Source organism: Hydrogenovibrio sp. JE_KL2 (assembly GCF_009296185.1).
In the GTDB taxonomy this organism is placed as follows: domain Bacteria; phylum Pseudomonadota; class Gammaproteobacteria; order Thiomicrospirales; family Thiomicrospiraceae; genus Hydrogenovibrio.
Genome location: NZ_WBJR01000001.1, coordinates 576,065 through 598,489 on the forward strand (window position 1 = coordinate 576,065; position 22,425 = coordinate 598,489).

20 protein-coding genes are annotated in these 22,425 nt (G+C 44.0%); 14 read left to right on the top strand and 6 right to left on the bottom strand.

Annotated elements, in window-relative coordinates:
- Position 1 precedes the first annotated feature (1 nt).
- A complete protein-coding gene (locus F8R13_RS02690; RefSeq protein ID WP_152831779.1) occupies positions 2-238 on the bottom strand; it encodes a bacterioferritin-associated ferredoxin in 237 nt (78 codons plus the stop codon).
- Between the two features lie 60 nt (positions 239-298).
- On the opposite strand from F8R13_RS02690, the gene F8R13_RS02695 reads away from it, so the two are divergent.
- Positions 299-1,378 (top strand): sialidase family protein, encoded by a 1,080-nt coding sequence (locus F8R13_RS02695; RefSeq protein ID WP_152831780.1) that lies wholly within the window; start codon positions 299-301, stop codon positions 1,376-1,378.
- Between the two features lie 4 nt (positions 1,379-1,382).
- Here F8R13_RS02695 and F8R13_RS02700 read toward each other — a convergent pair whose 3' ends face one another.
- Both F8R13_RS02700 and F8R13_RS02705 read right to left on the bottom strand, forming a co-directional pair.
- The gene (locus F8R13_RS02700) at positions 1,383-2,387 is read right to left on the bottom strand and encodes an LPP20 family lipoprotein (RefSeq protein ID WP_152831781.1); all 1,005 of its coding nucleotides are present in this window, start codon (positions 2,385-2,387) and stop codon (positions 1,383-1,385) included.
- A complete protein-coding gene (locus F8R13_RS02705) occupies positions 2,384-3,418 on the bottom strand; it encodes a CsgG/HfaB family protein (protein WP_152831782.1) in 1,035 nt (344 codons plus the stop codon). The genes F8R13_RS02700 and F8R13_RS02705 overlap by 4 nt, the downstream gene beginning before the upstream one ends.
- 226 nt (positions 3,419-3,644) lie before the next feature.
- On the opposite strand from F8R13_RS02705, the gene F8R13_RS02710 reads away from it, so the two are divergent.
- From F8R13_RS02710 to minE, 4 genes are all read left to right on the top strand, one after another.
- Entirely contained in the window at positions 3,645-4,286 is a 642-nt protein-coding gene (locus F8R13_RS02710) for a hypothetical protein (RefSeq protein ID WP_152831783.1), read from the top strand.
- Between the two features lie 202 nt (positions 4,287-4,488).
- Entirely contained in the window at positions 4,489-5,187 is a 699-nt protein-coding gene (gene minC / locus F8R13_RS02715; protein WP_152831784.1) for a septum site-determining protein MinC, read from the top strand.
- A gap of 93 nt (positions 5,188-5,280) precedes the next feature.
- The gene (gene minD, locus F8R13_RS02720) at positions 5,281-6,093 is read left to right on the top strand and encodes a septum site-determining protein MinD (RefSeq protein WP_371414879.1); all 813 of its coding nucleotides are present in this window, start codon (positions 5,281-5,283) and stop codon (positions 6,091-6,093) included.
- A 2-nt stretch (positions 6,094-6,095) separates the two neighbouring features.
- Positions 6,096-6,350 (top strand): cell division topological specificity factor MinE, encoded by a 255-nt coding sequence (gene minE, locus F8R13_RS02725; protein ID WP_152831785.1) that lies wholly within the window; start codon positions 6,096-6,098, stop codon positions 6,348-6,350.
- 134 nt (positions 6,351-6,484) lie between these two features.
- Here the strand turns inward: minE and F8R13_RS02730 are convergent, their stop codons facing one another.
- Both F8R13_RS02730 and mfd read right to left on the bottom strand, forming a co-directional pair.
- A complete protein-coding gene (locus F8R13_RS02730; protein WP_152831786.1) occupies positions 6,485-7,300 on the bottom strand; it encodes a peptidoglycan binding protein CsiV in 816 nt (271 codons plus the stop codon).
- 59 nt (positions 7,301-7,359) lie between these two features.
- A complete protein-coding gene (mfd, locus tag F8R13_RS02735; RefSeq protein WP_152831787.1) occupies positions 7,360-10,890 on the bottom strand; it encodes a transcription-repair coupling factor in 3,531 nt (1,176 codons plus the stop codon).
- Between the two features lie 168 nt (positions 10,891-11,058).
- On the opposite strand from mfd, the gene F8R13_RS02740 reads away from it, so the two are divergent.
- The 6 genes from F8R13_RS02740 to F8R13_RS02765 all read left to right on the top strand — a co-directional run bounded on the left by F8R13_RS02740 (position 11,059) and on the right by F8R13_RS02765 (position 18,503).
- The gene (locus F8R13_RS02740) at positions 11,059-12,282 is read left to right on the top strand and encodes a hypothetical protein (protein ID WP_152831788.1); all 1,224 of its coding nucleotides are present in this window, start codon (positions 11,059-11,061) and stop codon (positions 12,280-12,282) included.
- A 240-nt stretch (positions 12,283-12,522) separates the two neighbouring features.
- Positions 12,523-13,833 (top strand): NAD(P)/FAD-dependent oxidoreductase, encoded by a 1,311-nt coding sequence (locus tag F8R13_RS02745; protein ID WP_152831789.1) that lies wholly within the window; start codon positions 12,523-12,525, stop codon positions 13,831-13,833.
- A gap of 133 nt (positions 13,834-13,966) precedes the next feature.
- Positions 13,967-14,590 (top strand): trimeric intracellular cation channel family protein, encoded by a 624-nt coding sequence (locus tag F8R13_RS02750; RefSeq protein ID WP_152831790.1) that lies wholly within the window; start codon positions 13,967-13,969, stop codon positions 14,588-14,590.
- A gap of 18 nt (positions 14,591-14,608) precedes the next feature.
- Positions 14,609-15,859, top strand: coding sequence for a lipoprotein-releasing ABC transporter permease subunit (locus F8R13_RS02755; RefSeq protein WP_152831791.1), 1,251 nt, complete (start codon positions 14,609-14,611; stop codon positions 15,857-15,859).
- On the top strand, positions 15,852-16,544 hold the full coding sequence (gene lolD, locus F8R13_RS02760) for a lipoprotein-releasing ABC transporter ATP-binding protein LolD (protein ID WP_152831792.1): 693 nt from the start codon (positions 15,852-15,854) through the stop codon (positions 16,542-16,544). The genes F8R13_RS02755 and lolD overlap by 8 nt, the downstream gene beginning before the upstream one ends.
- Before the next feature lie 9 nt (positions 16,545-16,553).
- Positions 16,554-18,503, top strand: coding sequence for an ATP-binding cassette domain-containing protein (locus F8R13_RS02765; protein ID WP_152831793.1), 1,950 nt, complete (start codon positions 16,554-16,556; stop codon positions 18,501-18,503).
- A gap of 40 nt (positions 18,504-18,543) precedes the next feature.
- On the opposite strand, the gene F8R13_RS02770 is transcribed toward F8R13_RS02765, so the two are convergent.
- Positions 18,544-18,759 carry a DUF2892 domain-containing protein gene (locus F8R13_RS02770; RefSeq protein WP_152831794.1) on the bottom strand — a complete coding sequence of 72 codons (216 nt, stop codon included), beginning with the start codon at positions 18,757-18,759 and terminating at the stop codon, positions 18,544-18,546.
- Positions 18,760-19,011: 252 nt separating this feature from the next.
- Here F8R13_RS02770 and tig point away from each other — a divergent pair, with 252 nt between their 5' ends.
- The 3 genes from tig (at position 19,012) to clpX (ending at position 22,337) form a co-directional block, all read left to right on the top strand.
- Positions 19,012-20,325: a trigger factor gene (gene tig / locus F8R13_RS02775; RefSeq protein ID WP_152831795.1), complete on the top strand. Its 1,314-nt coding sequence runs from the start codon at positions 19,012-19,014 to the stop codon at positions 20,323-20,325.
- 140 nt (positions 20,326-20,465) lie between these two features.
- Entirely contained in the window at positions 20,466-21,074 is a 609-nt protein-coding gene (gene clpP / locus F8R13_RS02780; protein ID WP_152831796.1) for an ATP-dependent Clp endopeptidase proteolytic subunit ClpP, read from the top strand.
- A 12-nt stretch (positions 21,075-21,086) separates the two neighbouring features.
- Positions 21,087-22,337, top strand: coding sequence for an ATP-dependent Clp protease ATP-binding subunit ClpX (clpX, locus tag F8R13_RS02785; protein ID WP_152831797.1), 1,251 nt, complete (start codon positions 21,087-21,089; stop codon positions 22,335-22,337).
- The last annotated feature ends 88 nt before the right edge of the window (positions 22,338-22,425 follow it).

Here is a 22,425-nt window from a genome sequence, read left to right on the forward strand (position 1 = left end):
TTTATTCCGCCGAATCCGAAGTGTCGGTTAAGCATTCGATCAATCTTGAGACTTGGCGCTTGCAACAACCATTACCGTCTGAAGCATAGGTTTGGCGTTGAACCATATCCAAAGTGACTGCACCTGATTCAATGGCATCAATGATTTTTCGTTTAGTGACCTCATTGCAAACACAAAGATTATCGTCCAAGTCACGACGAAGGATTTCAGGCAGTTTGTTTAAAGTTTCTGGTGTCATCCCATTATTTTAACGTAAACTCAAGCCAAAGACGGCTAGATAAAGAGAGCAAACATAAGCATGGCAGCGCAAAACGAAAGAATTGAGTACCCTGACATTAAATTGAATTTTGAGTTGGCCCCCGTAACCGACCACTCAGTCTTTCTTCATCCAGCAGTCCAACCTTTGGAACATGCATTTAATGGTCCATTTGCGCGCAATCAATACGGGCAATTGATTTGGTTGCACCGCAAGTCCGCCTATCTATCCGATGACGAGGGGGCAACCTGGCAGATTTTTCCTATCTTTGATGAAGATGATGATTTTGTTCTTAATGACAGCCATTGTATTGCGCTCTCGCAAGATAACACATTGGTGGTCTCTTTTATTTACGACCTGTATTTCAACTGGCACAGCAAGACCAATAAACCGACCAAAAACACTCATGCCTACCAGTGGGTCATTCGTAGTTTGGATGGCGGAAAAACCTGGCAGGAACCCGTCTTGGTACAAAAAGGCTATGCTGCAGAAGCCATGAGCATGGTTGTGTTGCCATCCGGGCGTCTGGTGATTTCCGCACAAAATCTTGATTATGAAGAGGGACGTCACTACAGTTTGTCCTTCTATTCCGATGATGATGGCGTAACTTGGCATGCCAGTAACAAAATTGATATTGGCGGAAGAGGGCATCATGGTGGCTGTTACGAAGGACGATTACTTCCTTTGAATGATGGACGTCTATGGTATTGCATACGCACCAATAGAGATTGGTTCTGGAATGCCTACTCGGAGGACGAGGGAGAAAGTTGGACGCATCTGGAAAAAGGACTGAGTGCCAGTAGTTCGCCCTCAACGATTAGACGACTGAATAGCGGACGAATCTGCCTGGTTTACAATCAGTTGTATCGAGAAGGCGAGTCAGCGGCGAGACGCGTGTCCGGTTTGTTCTCTGAAGTCGCGGCGTCCTGGCAAAGAGAAGAATTGTCTATCCGCTTTTCTGATGACGATGGGGGGACTTGGACCGACCCTGTGGTTATCGCCAGTTGTCAGGGCGCTTGGTTGTCTTATGCTTTTGTGTTTGAAGCTTCGCCGGGAGAAATCTGGATTTCTACCATGCAATCACAGCTTCGCATTAAGTTAAACGAATCGGATTTCGTTTAAAGTTCTATTCTTTATTCAAGCCAAGCGTCTGTTGTAGCGAACTGCTTTGCAGTTGTTGCTTGAAGTCATTTTGCAAATTGATGCTGGCTTGCTCGTTGTTCAATCCCTGACCCTTTAGCGAAAACTGATTGCTGCCTAGTTGTTTTTGCCCTTCATAAAACGCAATGGTCGCTTGGCTTCTGATAATGGTAAAACCATAAGCCTGAGTCGATTTTTCAGTCGCATCCAGGTTAATGTTATCCGTTGCGTCTTTATCTGTAGGTGCCAGTGAAAAGCCCGATGCCGTGATTTTATTTTCCAATGTGGGTTGCAGCATCGTGCCTGTTGAAGAAGTTGCGCGGATAAAGAATTTTACGCTCGTTTTTGCGGACTGATATTTTTTTGAAACGTCTGTTAGATAGTCTCTGTAAAGTTTTGTATTTTCACGTTTTTTAAGTGTTTGTAGTATGGCAACTTGGCGCTCAAAAGCGGCTAGTTTTTGATGCTCGGAATCATAGAACTGCCAGGTTAAATAGCCCGGCTGATGATTGTTCAAAAACTGTTTTTCGACACGTAAAAAACTTTCAATCTGTTGTTGTAGCTGGTTACGAATCGCAAAGGCTAATGCGGTTTTATCTGTTTTCACTAGGGCATAAAAACGGTCATAACCGGTTTGTTCGGTTTTAACGACTTGATACTGATTCAGTGTGGTCGTTTGCACCTCCGTCAAGATTTTCTGGTCAGTGGTTTCTTCATCGAATGCATAAGCACTATTGGTGCTTTTATGCTGGAGTTTGAACTGAGAACTAACCTGTACGCCAAGCTTGGATGCCAAATCATTGAGCGCGGCTTGCACAGCTTTTTCACGAGATTTTCCTGCGCCAGCACCATATAAATCCAACAGAGTATCGGCGGGTGGCGTCATGTACCAAGCAGGCGGCTGAATGAGCGGGAGTGGTTTGCTAGGCGTATCGGCACAGGATGTGAGTAATAATCCCAGCGTTAGGGCGAAAAGAGTGCGTATCATCATGGTTGTGCAATCTGCGCTGTCGCTTTCTTATGTTGCGCGATAACTTGGTTGATGCGGTTGATGGCCTGATTAATGGCCTCAACAGGTTCTTTTTGCAAACTATCGGCAAGGGTGTAGAGTTTTTTGGCTTCGTCATACTCTCCAGTTGCTTCTTTGACAACGCCCAAGTTGTAAGCCGCTACGTAAGATAGTGATTGCGTTTGGTAGACGAGTTGACTGAAAATCTGGTCAGCTTTGTCCATGCGGTGGGCTTCCACAAAAGCGATGCCGCTTTTCAATAGTTGTTTTTCATTGTCGTTGTAGTCGATATCAGGATCATCAAGCAGCTCAATACGTTTGTAGACATAGCGCGGAGCGATTTTACTCACGAAATCTGCGGCGATGTCATTTGCCTGACGTTGCCAGATAGTGTCCGACGCAGGGAGCGTCACCGGCATGTCGGCACAAGAAAACCAACTGTTGGAAGGCGAGTAACTGTTGCTGTATATGACGCTGGAGGTTTGGATGTCGATAATCTTGATATTCGCACTCATTGAAATGGTGCGTTTTGTACAGGGCACTCGATAGGTTCGGACGTAGTTACATTTTTTGTCCAAACACTCTTGGCGCTCGGTATAAAAACGGCTGTCTTGTGATGCCGCAGAAGAGACTTCGCCAGTAACAAAAGCCTGCGCGCCAATCAATTCTCCGGCCTTGACGATGTCTTTTTCATTGGTCAGCCCGGAATACTGGAGTTTTTGTTCTTTTAGAATCTTATCGAAATCCTGGCGGTTCAAAACGGTGTAGTAGGGTTTGTTTTCAACATTCTTCTGGCTCAAGCGCGTTTCTATTTTGCCACCCAATCCCACGCTATCATTTTTAAAGGTATTGACGGCGACACGTTTGTATTTCGCGGCTTGTTCTACTTGCGCGGGTTCCAGGTATTGAATGCGGGTTGTGGTAGCACAGCCGGACAGTTGCAGGATAAGTAGGGGGGATAAAACTATCAAAAAGTGTTTCAAAAAGACAAAGTGGGTTTTTGGCGTTTTCATGTGGAATTATATGAGCCTTGATTAAGCAAAATCTATTGATGCAATAGTAATGGAAAATGCGCGCTTCGTAAAAGGTCAAGCAAGGAAAAATTCATATTGCTTTAATTTTGTGAAGCTTCCATTGAAGATAAACTATACTGGAAAAACTTTATTACCTGAGTAGAATGACAGTAAATCGCGTCATGTGAACACTAGGACGATAAGAGCGATACAAAAGGAAGGTAGCATGGAAATTTGCAAAGAAAACATCAGTAACCGAATGAAAAACAATAAAAAAAGTCTGTTACATCTTGTCATGTTTGGTGCGGCAATGAGTTTGGTGGGCTGTTCAAGCACGCCGTCTAAAACGGATATCGCCGAAGAGCAGGCCAAGGTTGAAAAAATTCAGTCTGATGCCGCCGAAGCACAAGCTGAACGACGTCAGGAGCAGATGGAACAGGAAATGAAAAATCTGCCAGGTTGGGTGCTTGATCCACCAAAGACTGATGGTAGCGGTTTCTATGGTGTGGGGATCGGTTCAGACAGAGACCTGGTCAACTCCATGCGCAAAGCCAAGCTGCAAGCATCTTATGAACTGGCAAAAACCATGAAATCTGAATTGTCGGGCGAAGACACCATGACCGGTTCCGGTGAAGGTGAATATCGCTATGTTATCAACAACTTTGTCGATAAAGTGAATTTGTCTGGTGCACAAGTGGTGAAACAAAAAGTGGAGCCAATCAACGGTATGTACAAGTCTTATGTGCTGATGAAGTATCCTTATAACGACTTCAACCAAGTGCTGAAAGACTCTCAAGCAAACGATGCCAATAAGAAAACCTTGGAAGATGCATATCAGAGATTGATGAAAAAGATCGGTCGAGAGTAAGTGTTGAAAACTGGTCTTATGGCTTGAGCACTAAGACGCCGGAGCGAGTGTATTAATGCATTTCTCCGGCGTTTTTGTTTTGACTCAAAGCCTTGTCTCAAGTAATATTCTTGTCAGTTTCATAGAACCAATTTCCTATAAAAATATAAAGCCCGAACATCCGACATGAGATGCAAAACGGGGCAGAAATCTATAACCCATTATGAGTAAAATTATTGAGCTGAAAGGCTCCATCCTGTCTTTGACGGTACTACGTGTCCACTCTGCTGACATTGAGCAGACCAAATCTGCCATCACCGATAAAATTGATCAGGCACCGGATTTCTTTGCTGGCATTCCCGTGGTGATTGAATTCAAGATTCAACCTGAAGATCCAATGTTTCTGGCCTTGCTGGTTGAGTTTCTGCATCAGAAGCAAATGATTCCGATTGGGGTGCGTACCGAAGACCAGTCTATTCAAGAACAAGCATCTTACGCTGGTTTGGCGGTGTTCCCTGAAGAAGTTAAGAAACGTAAGAAAGAACAGACTGCCGAAGCACCGGTAGAAAGTGATGAACCTAAAGCAACCACGGCGATGGTGGTGCAAGGCACCGTGCGTTCAGGACAACAGATCTATGCCAAGGGGCGTGATTTGATGGTGATGGGCTCGGTAAACCCAGGTGCCGAAGTTGTGGCAGATGGACATGTCCATGTATTCGGCAAGATTCTCGGCAAAGTGTTTGCAGGCTCTTCCGGTATGACGGATGCGCGTATTTTCGCAAAAGAATTGAATCCGGAACTGGTGTGCATCTCCGGTTTGTATTTATTGGCAGAAGACATTGGCGCGGAATATAAAAAAGGCTTCATTGAAGTTCTGCTAAGAGATGATAAACTCGTGTTTCAAAGACCGCTTGAAGATTAGTTTTAGCGGATTAATGAAGCCAGTTTCACCAAAGAATTTTGAATTTTAATGCCCCGTTACTGGGGAAATGTTTGTGATGATTAGGAGACAAATGTGTCAAGAGTGATTGTTGTGACCTCAGGGAAGGGTGGGGTCGGTAAAACCACAACGAGTGCCAGTATTTCTACCGGTTTGGCCATGAAAGGCTATAAAGTTGCTGTTATCGACTTTGACGTGGGGCTGAGAAATCTGGACTTGATCATGGGGTGTGAGCGCCGAGTTGTCTATGATTTTGTCAACGTCGTGCAAGGTGAAGCGTCGTTAAAACAAGCGCTAATCAAAGACAAGCGCATTGATAACCTTTACATCCTAGCCGCTTCGCAAACGAGAGATAAAGATGCCTTGACGCAAGAAGGTGTGGGTAACGTCATCGAAGCCTTGAAAGAAGACGGTTTCGATTTCATTATCTGTGATTCTCCGGCGGGGATTGAAAAGGGTGCGCAGTTGGCACTGTATTTCGCAGATGAAGCGATTGTCGTCACCAATCCAGAAGTGTCATCAGTACGTGATTCGGATCGTATTTTGGGTATTTTGCAAGCAAAGTCAAAACGTGCGGAATCTGGCGATACGGCGATTGTCGAGCATTTGGTATTGACACGCTATAACCCAGAGCGCGTCGAAACAGGTGAAATGTTATCTGTGGATGATGTTATCGGCCTACTTAGCGTGAAGTTGCTGGGCGTTGTTCCTGAGTCTGAACAAGTGCTGAATGCGTCTAACTCTGGTAGTCCAGTTATTTTGGAGTCCGGATCGGATGCAGCGCAAGCATACATCGATATCGTTGACCGTTTCTTGGGTGAAGAAAAAGAGCATCGCTTCTTGACGGCTGAGAAAAAAGGATTGCTCAAGAAACTATTTGGGAGATAAGCATGGCATTACTAGATTATCTTCTGGGACAAAAGAAAAAGAAATCGGCAGGGGTCGCAAAAGACCGTTTGCAGATTTTGTTGGCGCATGAACGTTCGGAACGTAAAGCGCCGGAGTACTTGCCGAAAATGCGTGAAGAGATTCTTCAGGTGATTAGCAAGTATGTTCAAATCGATCAGGATCAATTGCAGATTTCCATCGACGAAGCCAACGGCTATGAAGTATTGGAACTGAACTTGGTACTACCTGAAAAGTAAGTCTTAACCGTTCTGGCTTTCGATAGTTCGATAGAGGATAAGCAAGCCTTGCTTATCCTTTCCATCATAATTGTCACACAGCCTCTTTTGATGGATTCTTTGGGCAAGTGAGGCTTACCCCAACCTGGTAGATTTTATTGACCAGTAGGGGTGGGCGCTGTTTCTTCTGATGGGTCAGTTGAAGTATCGTCTGGATTGTCGGGAATATCTTCACCTGTTGCGTGTATGCTAGGCTTTTCTGGTTGCGTTGCCGGCGGAAGTTCTGGATCAATCATCTCGTTGCCAGGCTTATAGTGCGGTAGGTATTTAATTTCTACCAAGGCACCGAAAATAGGGTGGTCTAGGTAATGGATTTGTCTGGTTTTGATTTTGCGGGATTCTTTCAATTGAAAACGCCAGAACTCTGGTAACAAATCTTCCTGCATGTTTTGGTTTTTCGCAAAGTCAGAGCGAATTACCAATGGAATTTTGCGTTCAAGTTCCAAGTTCATTTCAATATGCGGATAGCGTGATTTGTAGAATAACAGCGTGCCTTCCAGTCTCGATTTGTAGTCTTTATCGGGCAGTGAGCTGATGTAAATCGGTTTTGCCTGGTCTTCCGGTAGCGCATCCACCACCCATGCTTGATGGAACAAAATGTTGTAGCCCATGCGGCGCGTCATTTTGGATACTTCATCATTCAATAAGTTGTATTGCGGGCGAACTCTTGGCGGGGCGATGACATCGTCATCGTTCAAGTCCATAATAGGCAGATTGTCTGGCCAAAACTCTTCTGTCCAACCTTTTAAAGCCAGCGTCTCAAAAACGACTACTTCGACTTCGAACTTTGGCGGCGCGCTATTTTCGTCTGCCTGAGCATTTGTTGCAGGGAATAAACAAATTAGCGACAGTGCAATCGTAGTGGTATTGAGAAAAGTGGATTTGAAGGTCGATGCGAATCGGTTTTTCATCTTGATTTATCAATCCTTGGCGAAAGTTATCGTCAAATTTGTTGTCATTTGAGGCAATTTTACCCGGCTTTTATTGAAGCCACAATGAGCTCGATGGCTTGAATTCTTTGCGCTGTTTCCGGCATTGTATCGAAATATTTCAGTTCAGTTTGCCCTTTTAACTGATAATTTTTTGGCTGGCGTTGGATGAGTTGAATCAATCTTAGTGGATCGATATTTGGCGAAGAACCGAATTGGATGCGGATCATCGTCTCATGTGCTTCCACTTTCAGTAAGTTCATCGGTTCGACCAGTAACTTAACAGAGGTTGCCGCAAACAGGTTTTTCACCTGGTCAGGCAACAGCCCGAAACGGTCAATCATTTCCACTTCGAGTTCGCGTAGACTTTGCGTGTCTTTTGCACCGGCAATGCGTTTGTAGAATACCAAGCGGGTGTGAATATCCGGTAGATAGTCTTCTGGAATCAAAGACGGCACGCCCAGTTCGATTTCCGTACCATGGTGCAAACTGGTGTCCAACTCCGGTTGTTTACCGGATTTCAAGGCTCTAACAGCGCGATCAAGCAGCTCGGCATAGAGTCCGAAACCAATTTCCTGAATTTGTCCGGATTGCCCATCGCCCAGCAACTCACCAGCGCCACGGATTTCCAAGTCATGGCTTGCCAGCATAAAGCCCGCACCCAAAGTATCATGCTTGGAAATGGCTGCTAGACGTTTTTCGGCATCTTTGGTCATCAAAGATTTACCCGCAGTAAACAGATAAGCGTAGGCCTTATGGTGAGAGCGTCCGACGCGACCACGTAGCTGGTGCAGCTGCGCCAAGCCGAACTTATCCGCACGGTGGATGAGTATGGTGTTGGCGGTTGGAATATCAATCCCCGTTTCGATAATGGTGGTACAGACCAAAATATTGAAGCGGCGGTGATAGAAATCTTGCATGACCTGTTCCAGTTCGCGCTCATTCATTTGCCCGTGAGCGGAACGAACGGAGGCTTCAGGCAACAAAGCCTGCATTTCTTCAACCATGTTGTCGATTTTATCGACATTGTTATAAAGCAGGTAGATTTGACCGCCACGGCGAATTTCACGCAGGCAAGCTTCTTTAACGACGTCAGGGTTCCAGTCTTGAACAAAGGTCTGTACCGCAAGACGTTTTTCCGGCGCGGTGGCGATAATAGACAAGTCACGCAAATCGTTCATCGCCATGTTCAAGGTACGAGGAATAGGCGTTGCTGTCATGGTCATGACATCCACTTCGGTGCGCATCTTCTTTAATTGCTCTTTTTGACGAACGCCAAAGCGATGCTCTTCATCAATGATAATCAGGCCAAGGTTTTTGAACTGGGTATCGCCCTGAATCAATTTGTGCGTACCGATAATAATATCGACTTTGCCTTCTTTGGCATCTTCTAGAATGCGCTGGGTTTCTTTCGGGGATTGAAAGCGAGACAAACCTTCAACTTTGATTGGCCAGTCAGCAAAACGGTTTTGGAAGTTTTCCAAATGCTGTTGGGCAAGGAGTGTGGTCGGAACCAAAATGGCGACTTGCTTGCCTGAATAAGCGGCGATAAAGGCAGCGCGCATGGCAACTTCCGTTTTCCCGAAGCCGACATCACCACATACCAATCGATCCATTGGTTTAGGCGAGGCCATGTCCGCAAGCACTGCTTCGATAGCGGCTTCCTGATCCGGTGTTTCTTCAAATGGGAACCCTGCACGGAAGCGTGCATAGGCTTGCTCATCGGTTTCAAAAGCAAAACCAGGACGTGCTTCACGTTGCGCGTAAATATCCAATAACTCTGCGGCGACATCATGGACTTTTTCTGCCGCTTTGCGTTTGGCTTTTTTCCAACGGTCTGAACCAATTTTATGAAGCGGAGCGTTTTCGGCGCTGGCGCCGGTATAGCGGCTAATCAGGTGAAGGGAAGTCACCGGAACATAAAGTTTGGCTTCATCAGCATACTCTATGCACAGCAACTCGTGGTCTTCACCTTGGATTGTCATGGTGATCAGACCTTGGTAGCGACCGACACCGTGGTCGATGTGTACAATCGGATCACCGACTTCCAATTCAATCAGGTTGGAGATTGAAGTATCGAAATCACTGTGTTTTTGTTTACGACGACGGCGCTGGGTAACGGTTTCACCGAAAATCTGCGTTTCTGAAATAAGGCAGATGTCAGGCGTTGCATCGCTTGCGGATACATAAAGACTTTCTTCCAAAGGGCCGACAACGATGGCACAGTTGGTGTCGCGTTGCATAAAGTCTTGCCAGGAATCGACAATGGTCGGTTTTGGGCCGCTCAGCATTTTTTCTTTTTTGAGTAAGGTCAGTAGCGTTTCGCGACGCCCGGTTGATTCAGCACAGTAGAGCAGGCGTACGTTCTGCTCGTGTTTGTTATTCTTAGGCTTGTCGTTAAATAGGCGATCAACAAATGCGTTCAACTTTGCCAGAGGGTAGTCGGCGTTGTTTTGAATGCTTAAATCCGGCAGAGGCTTGTTGGCAAGTCGAGCGTTGGTTTTTGCGCCTTGAATTCTTTCAAAGGTGACGCGGTGGTACTGCTTTAATTTCGCAAGAGTATCGGTTTCGTTTGAAATCAGCAATGCGGGTGGCAATACCGGATAATCCGGGTTGTGCTGTGCGATTTGATAACGTTCTTGGTAGTCGTTCCAGGTTCTTTGAATGCTGTCACTTAGATCGCCATTATCAAAGAACAGGCTGTCTTGCGGTAAATAGTCAAATAACGTTGCCAGCGTTTCATGGAATAACGGTAGGTAGTATTCCAAGCCATCAAGGGTTTGATGGTCACTAACGGCTTTGTATAGTGTGGCGTGGCGCGCATCTTCACCAAACTGGGTGCGGAAATTCTGACGGAAAAGTTGGATGCCGGCATCACTTAGATCATATTCCTTGGCGGGTAATAACTCAATTTGATCAATGGCATCTAGCGTTCGCTGGTTTTCAGGGTCAAAGCTACGGATGCTTTCGATTTCATCGTCGAAAAGGTCTAGCCTAAAAGGCGTTTTACTGCCCATCGGAAAAACATCTATCAGTGAACCGCGTACGGCAAATTCACCCGGCTCCACCACTTGGTTGACACGCTGGTAGCCGCCAGTTTCAAGTTGCCGGTTAAAGGCTTCCACATCGATATTGTCCTGCGTTTTCAGGAAAAAAGTGTATTTATCAATAAAGTGATGGGGAACCACTTTTTGTAATAGCGTGGAAACGGGTAGAATGAGCAAGCCTTGTTTTAGGCTAGGCAGTTGATGTAAGGTTTTCAGTCTTTGCGAAATAATATCTTGGTGCGGAGAAAATTGGTCATAAGGTAAAGTTTCCCAGTCCGGAAAGTTCAGGATGGGAAAGTTTTCTCCAGCAAAGAAGTTAACGGCCTCTTCAAGTTTGTTGGCTTCATGGGTGCTGGCGGTTAAAAAAACTGCCAGGTTGGGGGTCGCCTTGATTTTCTCACTGAGCAGCCAAGCGGTTTCCGCCAGGTTGGAAACCTGCCAGTGAGAGCGCTGACCTTTGAATGGAAGGTTGATGAGCGCTTGGATGGAATAGGCGGATGGTTTGTTTGAAGCGTTTTGAGCCATTGCGTATCTGAGTTTATTTAACTTGCATCTATAACAAAGAGATTGAAAACGCAGTATTTTAGCAGATGCGGGCTGGATTGATGACCCGGATTTGCGCAAGACGCAAGATGAAAATTGAACAAAGTACAAAAACTAAGAGTATGAGACAAATAAAGGGTTAAGGATTTCATGAGATCACAATGGGCATATAGTTGGGTAATGGTTTTGTCGCACTCGAAAAAGCCAACACTGATTTTTCTAACATTGATTTCCATTATTAATTTAATGGGGTTGGTGTGGGTGAGTATTCCCCAAATGAGTCTGGGGTTGCTGAGTCTGGTACTCATGTCATTGGTAGCCATGAAGTTGATGGATTCTGTGAAGTCTGGTGTGTTGCTACTGGGATTCAGTCTGTATGTAATCCTAATGACTTTAGGGTTGCTGGGATGGATTGGGCTAACGCCTGACAGTGTTTCCGCTTTGGCTTGGGTGGTTGTAATGACGATGATGATGAGTCATTTGATTCACTTTATTGCGGCGTTACTTCGAGCCATGGCACGGGGCAGCTTTCAGCATGATGCCATTGCCGAAGCGCTAGGACAAACGCATCAGCCGATTTTACTGTCATCTCTAACCACCATTGTGGGGTTTGCGGTTGCGGCTTATTTTGATGCGCATTATGTCAATATGGCAGTGATTGTCGCGGTAGGGGTGCTGTTTTCTTATTTGGTGGTGCTGAGTTGGGTGCCTTGGGTACTGTTGAACTGGTTGTTGGAGTTCAGGGTGGGGCAATATGAAGATCGGCATGGTTTGTCATTTGTGGCAAAAACCTTAGAACATAACCTGATGTTGAGAAGAGGGTTAACGCTGATTGGTTTTTTATTGGCGGCTTGGGCAGTGTTTCAGCTTGTTGAGCAGTTCAATGCCATGAGAGCTGTGTTGACCATGATTGTTGCAAGTTTCTTTCTATTATTATTTGCATGGCACAATTTAAAAGTGGCTTTAGTGGCGACCTTGATTGGTTGTTTATCCGTCATCGTTATTTTGTCACCCATGCATTGGATTCATGCTATCTCAGTATTCTCTCCTTTTGTGTTGGTGGTGCCAATGGGCATCGTGTTGGATGATGTCGTGCATTTCTTTTCGCGCTATTTGAAGGCTGAACAATCCTTTTTTTCCAAGCATGAAGATAAAACACGTTTTGCGCTTGCCAGTGTTGGGCGCTCGATTTGGCTGACCAGCCAGTTATTGGTCATTGGGTTATTGGTATTACTCTTCAGTGATAACGAGTTGATTCGTCAGGCGAGCATGATGACGATACTCTCCATTTTATTGGTTTCATTTCTGTTGTTGTCGGTTATGCCTTCAATCACCGCTTCGGTAAAGAAAAGTGATGAAAAACTAATGTCATAAAAATATGTGATTCGTCATAAGTGAAATTATGTATAACGCCATTAAATATGACTATTTCCTAATATAATGAAATTTGATTTCTATTTTGAATCCTTATACTCCATCATAAGTCTCACTTATTTAGTCAAATCCATGGATATGGCTAGGCAGGATGCTCTGGTAGCGATGTGAGACCTGAAGTGACTCACTGAAATACTCGGCAATCAAAATAAAAAATAAAGTTAAGAGGAAGTAATCGATATGGCAACTATTGTTGTGGTCGGATCAAGTACCGGTGGTCTACCGATGGCTTATGATATTCGTAAGACATTAGGAAAGGAACATACAATCAAAGTCGTAAACGCTGTTGACGAATTCAATTTCGTGCCTTCAAACCCTTGGGTTGCAGTTGGCTGGCGTAAACCTGAAGACATTTCATTCAAATTGGAACCGCACTTGGTTCGTAAAGGGATTGAGTTTTATCATCAAACTGTTACGAAGCTGGATCCAGATGCGAACATGTTGACGCTTAGTGATGGCTCAGAAATGGGTTATGACTACTTGATCCTTTCAACAGGTCCTAGCTTGGCATTCGATGAAGTTGAAGGATTCGGTCCTAAGTCTCACGGTGGTAACACGGTTTCTGTTTGTACAACGCCTCACTCTGTTGAAGCTTTCGACGAATGGGAAGAGTTCTGTAAAAAGCCGGGGCCAATCGTGGTTGGTGCTGTCCAAGGTGCATCTTGTTTCGGTCCTGCTTATGAGTTCGCTATGATCATGGAAACGGAATTGCGTAAGCGCAAAATCCGTAACCAAGTGCCGATGACTTTCGTTACTGCTGAGCCATATATCGGTCACTTGGGTCTAGGTGGTGTTGGTGATTCTAAAGGTTTGTTGGAATCTGAAATGCGTAACCGTCACATCAACTGGATTTGCAACGCAAAAGTAACCAAAATCGAAGACGGTAAAATGTACGTTGACGAGTACAACAACCGTGGTGACGTTATCGATCAACACGAGTTGCCTTTCGGTTACTCAATGATGCTACCTGCGTTTAAAGGTTCTAAGTTCTTGGTTGATTTGGTTCAACCAGAGAATATGGGTGGTCCTTTGGTTAACCCACGTGGGTTCGTTAAAGTTGACCAATTCAGCCGTAACCCAACTTACCACAACATTTATGCGTTGGGTGTAGGGATTGCGATTCCACCAGTAGATGCTACTTGTCCAGTACCATGTGGTACGCCAAAAACAGGTTTGATGATTGAATCAATGGTAACTGCAATTTGCCATAACATCGAAGATGAATTGTCTGGTAAAGAACCTACATCAGAACCAACTTGGAATACAGTTTGTTTGGCGGACATGGGGGATACTGGTGCAGCATTCGTAGCACTACCTCAAATTCCACCTCGTAACCTGACGTGGGCGAAAAAAGGTAAGTGGGTTCACTTGGCGAAAATCGCATTTGAAAAATACTTCATCCGTAACATGAAGTCTGGTAACTCTGAGCCGATTTACCAAAAATACATTATGAAAATGCTAGGTATCAACCGTCTGAAAGCAGACAAGTAAGTCTTTCATAATGAAAACCTTAAACGCCCTCTTTATGAGGGCGTTTTTGTTTGTATATGACAACCCATTCTTGAAGTCGAAAATTCAATATTTAGAAAGTCTCTTTTAATTATTTTCTCTTATAATAGCCGCCATGACAGTATTGCAATCTCTTTATTACTTGGACTTATTGGGAACGGTGGTTTTTGCCATTACCGGTCTTTTGGCTGCAAGCGGAAAACAATTGGATTTGTTTGGGGCGCTTTTTGTTGCGCTGGTAACTGCAGTTGGCGGTGGAACAGTTAGAGATTTATTGTTGGGGCAGCCGGTTTTCTGGATTCAGCACAATATTTATATTTATCTTGTACTTATCACGACTTTGTTCGTCTTTTTCTATTCAAAACGCTTTCGTTTACCCATTCCACTTTTACTCTACCTTGATGCACTTGGCCTTGCGGTGTTTACCGTGTTGGGGGCGCAAAAAAGCATTTCTTTAGGTTTTCCCACCCCAATCGTTATCATGACAGCCGTGATGACAGGTGTACTAGGCGGCGTTATTCGTGATGTGTTGGTAGGAGAGGTTCCGCTTATTTTCCGTAAGGAAATCTATGCCACGGCTTCTTTCTTAGGTGCTATCCTGTATGTCGCTGGTCGGCAGCTGCCGATTTCAAGTGATTTACTGATTGTTATTTCAGTTGGATTTATTTTCATATACCGGGTTTGGGCCGTTCGGTATAACCACAGTTTGCCTGCATTTGATGCGGAAAGACGTAATTAACCCGGAAGAGTAATAACTATGTTTAAACAACCTTTTGAGCTACTGCTAGGGTTTCGCTACACCAGAGCCAAACGAAGAAATGGCTTTATCTCCTTTATCTCCTTATCTTCCATTATCGGTATTACGTTGGGTGTTTTTGCGTTGATAACGGTTTTATCCGTTATGAATGGGTTTCAGCAAGAGTTGCGTGACAGAATCTTGAGTATGACGGCGCATATGACGCTTTCCGAGCAGTATGAACGCCTTGGTAATTGGCATGATTTGTATGACAAAGTTATTCATCTTGACCACATTAAGGGAGCGGCTCCGAATGTTATGGGGCAAGGTATGTTGGCGCACGGCGACAAGGTGAAAGCGGCAATCGTCAGAGGGATTGCACCAAAGTATGAACCACAGGTGGCGGATATCGACTCTAAGATGAAGTTCGGACAGCTTGCCGATTTGAAACCAAAAGGCTATGGCATTATTTTGGGCTCTGAGTTGGCGAATGGTCTAGGCGTGTCGGTGGGTGATAAAGTGACTATGGTCGCCCCAGAAGGGACGGTTTCTCCTATGGGGGTGATTCCTCGCGTTAAGCGCTTCACGGTGGTTGGTATTTTTGAAGCGGGTATGTATGAATATGATAATGGTCTCGCACTGGTTAATATTTCTGATGCACAGCGCGTTTTCAAGATGCATGACAAGGTTTCTGGGCTACAGTTGAAGCTGGATGACATGTTTAAAACATCGTTGGTGCGTAAAGAAATTGGTCAGCACGTTGATAGAGTTCTCTATGTTCGGGATTGGACACAAGAACATGCGAATTTCTTCAAAGCGATTCAAATGGAAAAACGAATGGTGTTCATTTTTCTGACCCTGATTATTATGGTGGCGGCCTTTAATATTGTTTCGACAATGGTAATGGTGGTGACTGATAAGGAAAAAGACATCGCCGTTCTGAGGACCATTGGTGCCACGCCAGCCAGTATTCAATCCATTTTCATTATTCAGGGGTTGATTATCGGAACCGTCGGTTCGATTGTCGGCGCCATTTTGGGGGTAATTACCTCATTGAATATTGGAACGATTGTGCCTTTTATCGAAAACCTGTTTGGCTTTAAGTTCTTTCCACCGGACATCTATTACATCAGCGAGATTCCTTCGGATTTACACTGGTCGGATGTTTGGACGGTGTCGATTCTTGCGTTTGTTATGACATTACTGGCGACTTTGTATCCGGCGAGAAGAGCGTCCAAGACACAACCTGCGGAGGCTTTGCGTTATGAGTAATTTAATTTTAGAAGCGCAAGGTCTTCATAAAACCTATAAGGACGGTAAGCTTGAAACAGCCGTCATCAACGGCATTGATTTTCAGGTAGGAACAAATGAAACCGTGGCAATCATAGGTAGTTCGGGTTCAGGAAAAAGTACGCTATTACACTTGTTAGGTGGTTTGGATACTCCTACACAGGGTCGGGTGAGTTTGATGGGGCAGGACTTTTCCAGTTTGTCGACCGTTAAGCGCGGCACCTTAAGAAACCGTCACATGGGGTTTATCTATCAATTCCATTTTCTTTTACCTGAGTTGACAGCTATTGAGAATGTCATGTTGCCGCTAAGGGTTCGCAGAGAATCAGCCAAGCATGCAGAAAAAGAGGCGACCGAATTATTGAGTAGGGCGGGGCTGTCGCACAGATTGCACCACAAGCCGTCAGAGCTGTCGGGTGGTGAGCGCCAAAGGGTGGCAATTGCGCGTGCGCTAATTACCAAACCGGCGTGTGTTTTAGCGGATGAACCAACCGGGAATCTTGATGAAGGCTCTGCTAATCAAGTCTTTGATTTGATGTTGGATTTGAACCGGGAAATGCAAACATCCATTATTATGGTGACGCACGACCTGAAGCTGGCCTCCAGAATGGATAGACAAATGCATATTTTGGATGGCATCTTTGTCGATACCCCGTTTACCTACTGATTTTTCTTTATGTTAAGTATCCAATCTATCGACCTGATGGTCGGTAAGCAGCAATTGCTACAAGGCGCATCTTTAACGATCCATCCCGGGCAGAAAATTGGGCTTATCGGGCAAAACGGTGCCGGTAAATCAACGCTGCTAAAAGCTATTTTGGGTGAACTGTCTTTGGATGCAGGGACAATTCAGCTTCCTGCAAACTGGATAATTGGCTGCGTTCAGCAAGAGTTAACCGTCACCGAGGTCAATGCGCTACAGTTTGTTATTGATGGCGACGAACTCTATGCAGATGTTCAACGAGACATTTGCGTTGCTGAAGAAAAAGGCAATCAAGATAATTTGGTTCATGCTTATGATCGTCTGGATCGTATTTCCGGCTATCTTGTTCCGCAAAAGGCGAAACAACTGTTGTTTGGATTGGGGTTTGAAGAGGAGGCCTTTTCAAAACCTCTATCAGTGTTTTCAGGGGGTTGGCAAGTTAGGCTGAAATTGGCGAGAGCCTTAATGCAACGTTCAGACCTTTTGTTGTTGGATGAACCTACCAACCACTTGGATATTGAAGCGGTTTCCTGGTTGGTGCAGTGGCTCAAAAGCTATGAAGGCGCAGTGATTGTTATTTCCCATGATCGCTTCTTCTTGGATGAAGTGGTTTCGGGGATAGCACAAATCGAGCAGCAAAAAATTCACTTCTTTTCAGGAAATTTTGAATCTTTTGAGCGGCAAAAGAATGCGCAGTTGATGCAACAGCAGTCTTTGCATGAAGCGCAAAAAGTCCAAATGCAGCATTTGAAAACATTCATTTCACGCTTTAAAGCAAAAGCTTCTAAAGCAAAGCAGGCGCAAAGCCGGGTTAAGGCGCTAGAGCGTATGGAGGAGGTTGCCGCAGTTCAGGCGGTCAATCCATTCAAGTTCAGCTTCATTCAGCCAGACTATTTACCTGACCCGATGTTGAAAGTGGAAGAAATGAGCTTTGGTTATGACAAAGAAATTATTCACAATGCGAGTTTGGTGCTTCGAGCGGGTGACAGAATTGGGTTGGTTGGTGTTAATGGGTCTGGGAAGTCAACACTTCTAAAGTTGTTGATTCGTGAACTACAGCCACAAGCGGGTAAAGTCATACACGCAAAGGGTTTGAAAATCGGGTATTTTGCACAGCATCAATTAGAAGCCCTGACACTAGACTGGTCTCCGTTGCAGCACTTGATTCAGCTAGATAAGCAAAATATAGAAGATGGATCGCTCATTTCTGACCAGGATGCTAGGAGTTTTCTTGGGCGATTCGGTTTTACGAATGAAAAAGCACTAGAAGCGACAAAGCACTTCTCCGGTGGAGAAAAAGCACGGCTTTCATTGGCTTTGATGGTATACCAAAAGCCAAATCTGATTATTTTGGATGAGCCGACTAACCATTTAGATATGGAAACGCGTGACGCTTTGGATATGGCTTTGCAGGAGTTCAATGGGGCATTGATTTTAGTCACGCATGATCGTCATTTGCTTTCCAGTATAGTTGACCAGTATTGGTGGGTGCACGCAGGGCAGGTGGAAGCCTACTTCGGTTCATTGGATGAATACCTCAACCAGCGTTTGCAGTGGATAAAAAGTCAAAAGCTTGATGAGCGTGAGCAACAACAGGATAAGGTGCAACAAGCACCGAACAAAAAAGAGAAGCGTCAGGCGGGCGCACAATTACGAAAGCAAATTCAGCAAGCGACCAGTAAACAGACGTCCCGATTGAAACAAGTTGAGAAGACACTGGAGAAAGCGCAATTTGAATTGTCTGAACTACATCAGGCGCTGGAGGATAGTGAACTCTATCAAAGTGAGAATGCTGAACAGTTGACTCAAACGTTAAAAAGAGAGGCTGAGCTCAAAGAAAGTTTGGCAGCTTTGGAAGAAGAGTGGTTGATGCTCGAAGAAGAGGTAATGGAGATAACAGAACGGTTATCTTCGAGAGAATAAAAAAAGCCCGGACTAGCCGGGCTTTTTTGTAGGAGAGAGATTACCGAGCGCAGCCTCTGAAAGCACAGCCGTGTTGTAAGCCAAATTTGCGCAAAATCGATACCATTGGACAGAAACCTGTAAATGCTGAGATAAGTAGGTTGACACCAATGAATGCAGTCAAAAGTAACCATGTTGCAGAAACGTAATAGCCTAACACAACACTTACCAAAACCATTGTCCCAACAATCATCATCATGATTTTTTCGATCTTCATTTTAGATACTCCAATATTTTAATAGGGATATTAAAACGAATTATATAAGAAAATACTAATATGTCAATCTTTAAAAAAGTTCTTGAAGATTTAAAGTGGGAGGCTGGTTAATTCAACCTAGATATTTGATACCTTTATATTTATGAATAAATTCAGTATAATTCGACGTTTGTTTTAAGAGGTGCTTCGGGCTAGCTTATTGGCCTGTATATAGAAGTACGACCGAATTTTTAATTTTGAGAAAGTGACATCATGCAAGTAACAGTCGAAAAACCAAAGTCAGGTTTAGAGCATAAAATCACCGTTGTAATGCCTTCTGGTGATTTGGATTCAAAAGTTGAGAAGCGCTTAGCTGAAATGCGCCGCAACGTAAAAATGGATGGTTTCCGTCCTGGTAAAGTGCCAATGAGCGTTGTTAAAAAGCGTTACGGCGGTCAAGTTCGTCAAGAATTGATGGGTGATGCTGTTCAACAATCATTCTATGAAGCAGTTACCAAAGAAGAGTTGAATGTTGCTGGTTACCCAATGTTTGATAGTCTTGATGAAAAAGAGGGTTCAATCGAATTTACAGCACGTTTTGAAATCTTCCCAGAAGTTAAACTACCTGATCTTGCGAAGTTGAAAGTTGATTCTATCCAAGCGGAAGTGACTGACAAAGATGTCGACAACATGCTAAACAAGTTGCTTGAACAGAAAATGGTTTGGCAGCCTTCAAAAAGTGCGGCGAAAAAAGCGAAAAAAGGTGAGCAAGTAATCATCGACTTCGTTGGTAAGAAAGATGGTGTTGCCTTTGACCGTGGTAGCGCAGAAAATGTGCCTTTAGTGTTGGGTGGCGGTCAGATGATTCCAGGTTTTGAAGACGATATCATCGGCATGAAAAAAGGTGAAGAGAAAGTTATCGAAGTAACTTTCCCAGAAGACTACCAATCAGAAGAGCTAAAAGGGCAAACCGTTACTTTTGATATCACAGTTCACTCGATTCAGACAAAAGTGGTGCCAGAAATGGACGAAGAGTTTGTTAAATCGTTCGGTGTTGAAGAAGGTACAGAAGAAGCTTTGAGAGCCGAAATTCGTTCAAATATGGAAAAAGAATTGGCTAGAGCTGTCGATAGCAAAAACCGAACAGCAGTTTTCGATGCTCTGTCTGAAGCAGTTAAAATTGAATTGCCAAAATCTGCAGTTGAGCAAGAAGCTTCTGATTTGATGCAGCGTCAAGCGCAAAACTTCCAACAACAAGGTATTAAGCCTGAAGATGTTGGTCTGACAATCGATGCATTCATGTCAGACGCTGAAATTCGTGTCAAACTTGGATTGGTTTTGGGTGATCTCATCAAAGAAAACAAAATCGAAGCAACTGAAGCTGACAGAAAAGCTTACATTGAAGAGCAAGCGTCTTCATACGAAGATCCTCAGCAAGTAATCGAATGGTATGCTAAAAACCCTCAAGCGCAACGTGAAATCGATTCATTGTTGGTTGAAAAGCAAGTTGCCAATTTGATTCTTGGTAAAGCTAAAGTGAAGGAAGTTAAGAAGTCTTTTGATGATGTAGTTAACCAAGCTGGTTAATATTTCCTCTTTAGTTCTATAAAAAACTTAACCTTGCCGTAAATTGTGACGATTTATTGGCATCGTTAAGTTTTTTTTTGTCCGATAAACGGCTAATATAGAAACCGAATGAATAACAAAATATAAAAAGGTTGTATTGAATGTACCCAGGTGAAATTCAAAATGCATTGATTCCAATGGTTATCGAACAAACGAGTAGAGGGGAGAGGTCGTTTGATATCTATTCACGCTTATTAAAAGAACGCGTGATTTTTCTCGTTGGTCAGGTTGAAGATCATATGGCGAACTTGATTGTTGCACAATTGCTGTTTCTAGAATCTGAAAACCCTGATAAAGATATCCATTTGTATATCAATTCGCCTGGCGGTAGCGTGACAGCTGGAATGGCCATCTACGATACCATGCGCTTCATTAAGCCGGATGTCAGTACGATGTGTATCGGTCAAGCAGCAAGTATGGGATCGTTTTTGTTGTCTGCCGGCACAAAAGGCAAACGTTTTGCTTTGCCTAACTCAAGAGTCATGATTCATCAGCCTTTGGGTGGTTTCCAAGGTCAAGCTTCTGACATTGAAATCCATGCAAAGGAAATTTTGCAAATCAGAGATAAGTTGAATCGTGCGTTGTCAGATCATACCGGGCAGCCGATCGAACGTATCGAACAAGATACTGATCGAGACAACTTTATGAGTGCAGAGCAAGCTTGTGAATATGGCTTGGTGGATAAAGTATTAAACAGCCGCAACGGATAACGGGTGTGAGTTATGAGTGAGAAAACATTGTATTGTTCGTTTTGTGGAAAAGCACAAGACGAAGTCAAAAAATTAATTGCCGGACCATCCGTTTATATTTGCGATGAGTGTGTCGAGCTATGTAATGACATTCTAAAAGAAGAGTTTGGTGAAGAAGAACTAAGCACATTTGAATTGGAAAACTTGCCAACGCCTCATGAAATTAGCGCCATTCTTGATGATTATGTTATCGGTCAACAACAAGCTAAAAAGGTCTTGTCTGTAGCGGTTTATAACCACTACAAACGCCTTCAGAGTGGCCATGCAAAAGATGATGTTGAGCTTAACAAAAGTAACATTCTACTGATTGGGCCGACGGGTTCCGGGAAAACATTGTTGGCTCAAACCATGGCAAGATTGCTGGATGTGCCTTTTGCCATCGCGGATGCAACAACCTTGACTGAAGCAGGTTATGTTGGTGAAGACGTTGAAAGTATTGTTCTTAAGCTACTTCAAAAGTGTGATAACGATCCTGAGAAAGCGGAACGTGGCATTATCTATATTGATGAAATCGATAAGATTACGCGTAAGTCTGAGAATCCATCAATTACTCGTGATGTTTCAGGCGAAGGGGTTCAACAAGCTTTGTTGAAACTGATTGAGGGTACGGTTGCGAATATCCCACCACAAGGTGGACGAAAGCATCCGAACCAAGACATGATTCAAGTCGATACCTCTAAGATCTTGTTTATCGTTGGCGGTGCTTTTGAAGGCTTGGATAGAATCATTGAGCAAAGAACAGAAAAAAATGTCGGTATCGGTTTCTCAGCTGAAGTGAAGTCCAAGGACGAAAAAGCCACCTTGACACAGAAATTCAAGGAAATCGAACCTGAAGATTTGATTAAGTTTGGTTTGATCCCTGAATTTGTGGGGCGTTTGCCGGTTGTCGCTGCACTTGCAGAGTTAGATGAAGATGCATTGATTCAAATTCTGACTGAGCCAAAAAATGCTTTGGTAAAACAGTTCCAGAAAATGTTTGAACTTGAAGGTGCTGAGCTTCAGTTCAGAAAAGACGCTCTGAGTGAAATTGCCAAGATGGCAATTGAAAGAAAAACGGGCGCTCGTGGTTTACGTTCAATTTTGGAGCATACTTTGCTTGATACTATGTATGACTTGCCAAGTATGTCGGATGTCGAAAAAGTCGTTATTAACAAAGCGGTGATTAAAGGTCAGAAAAAACCGCTGTTAATGTACAAAGAAAGCGCGGAAAAAGTCTCAAGCTAGATTTTTTCAACGCGTATCTATTTAAAAATTCTTGAGAAGATATAAGCCAGTAATCCTACTGGCTTATTTTTCAGTTCAGATGGTTGTT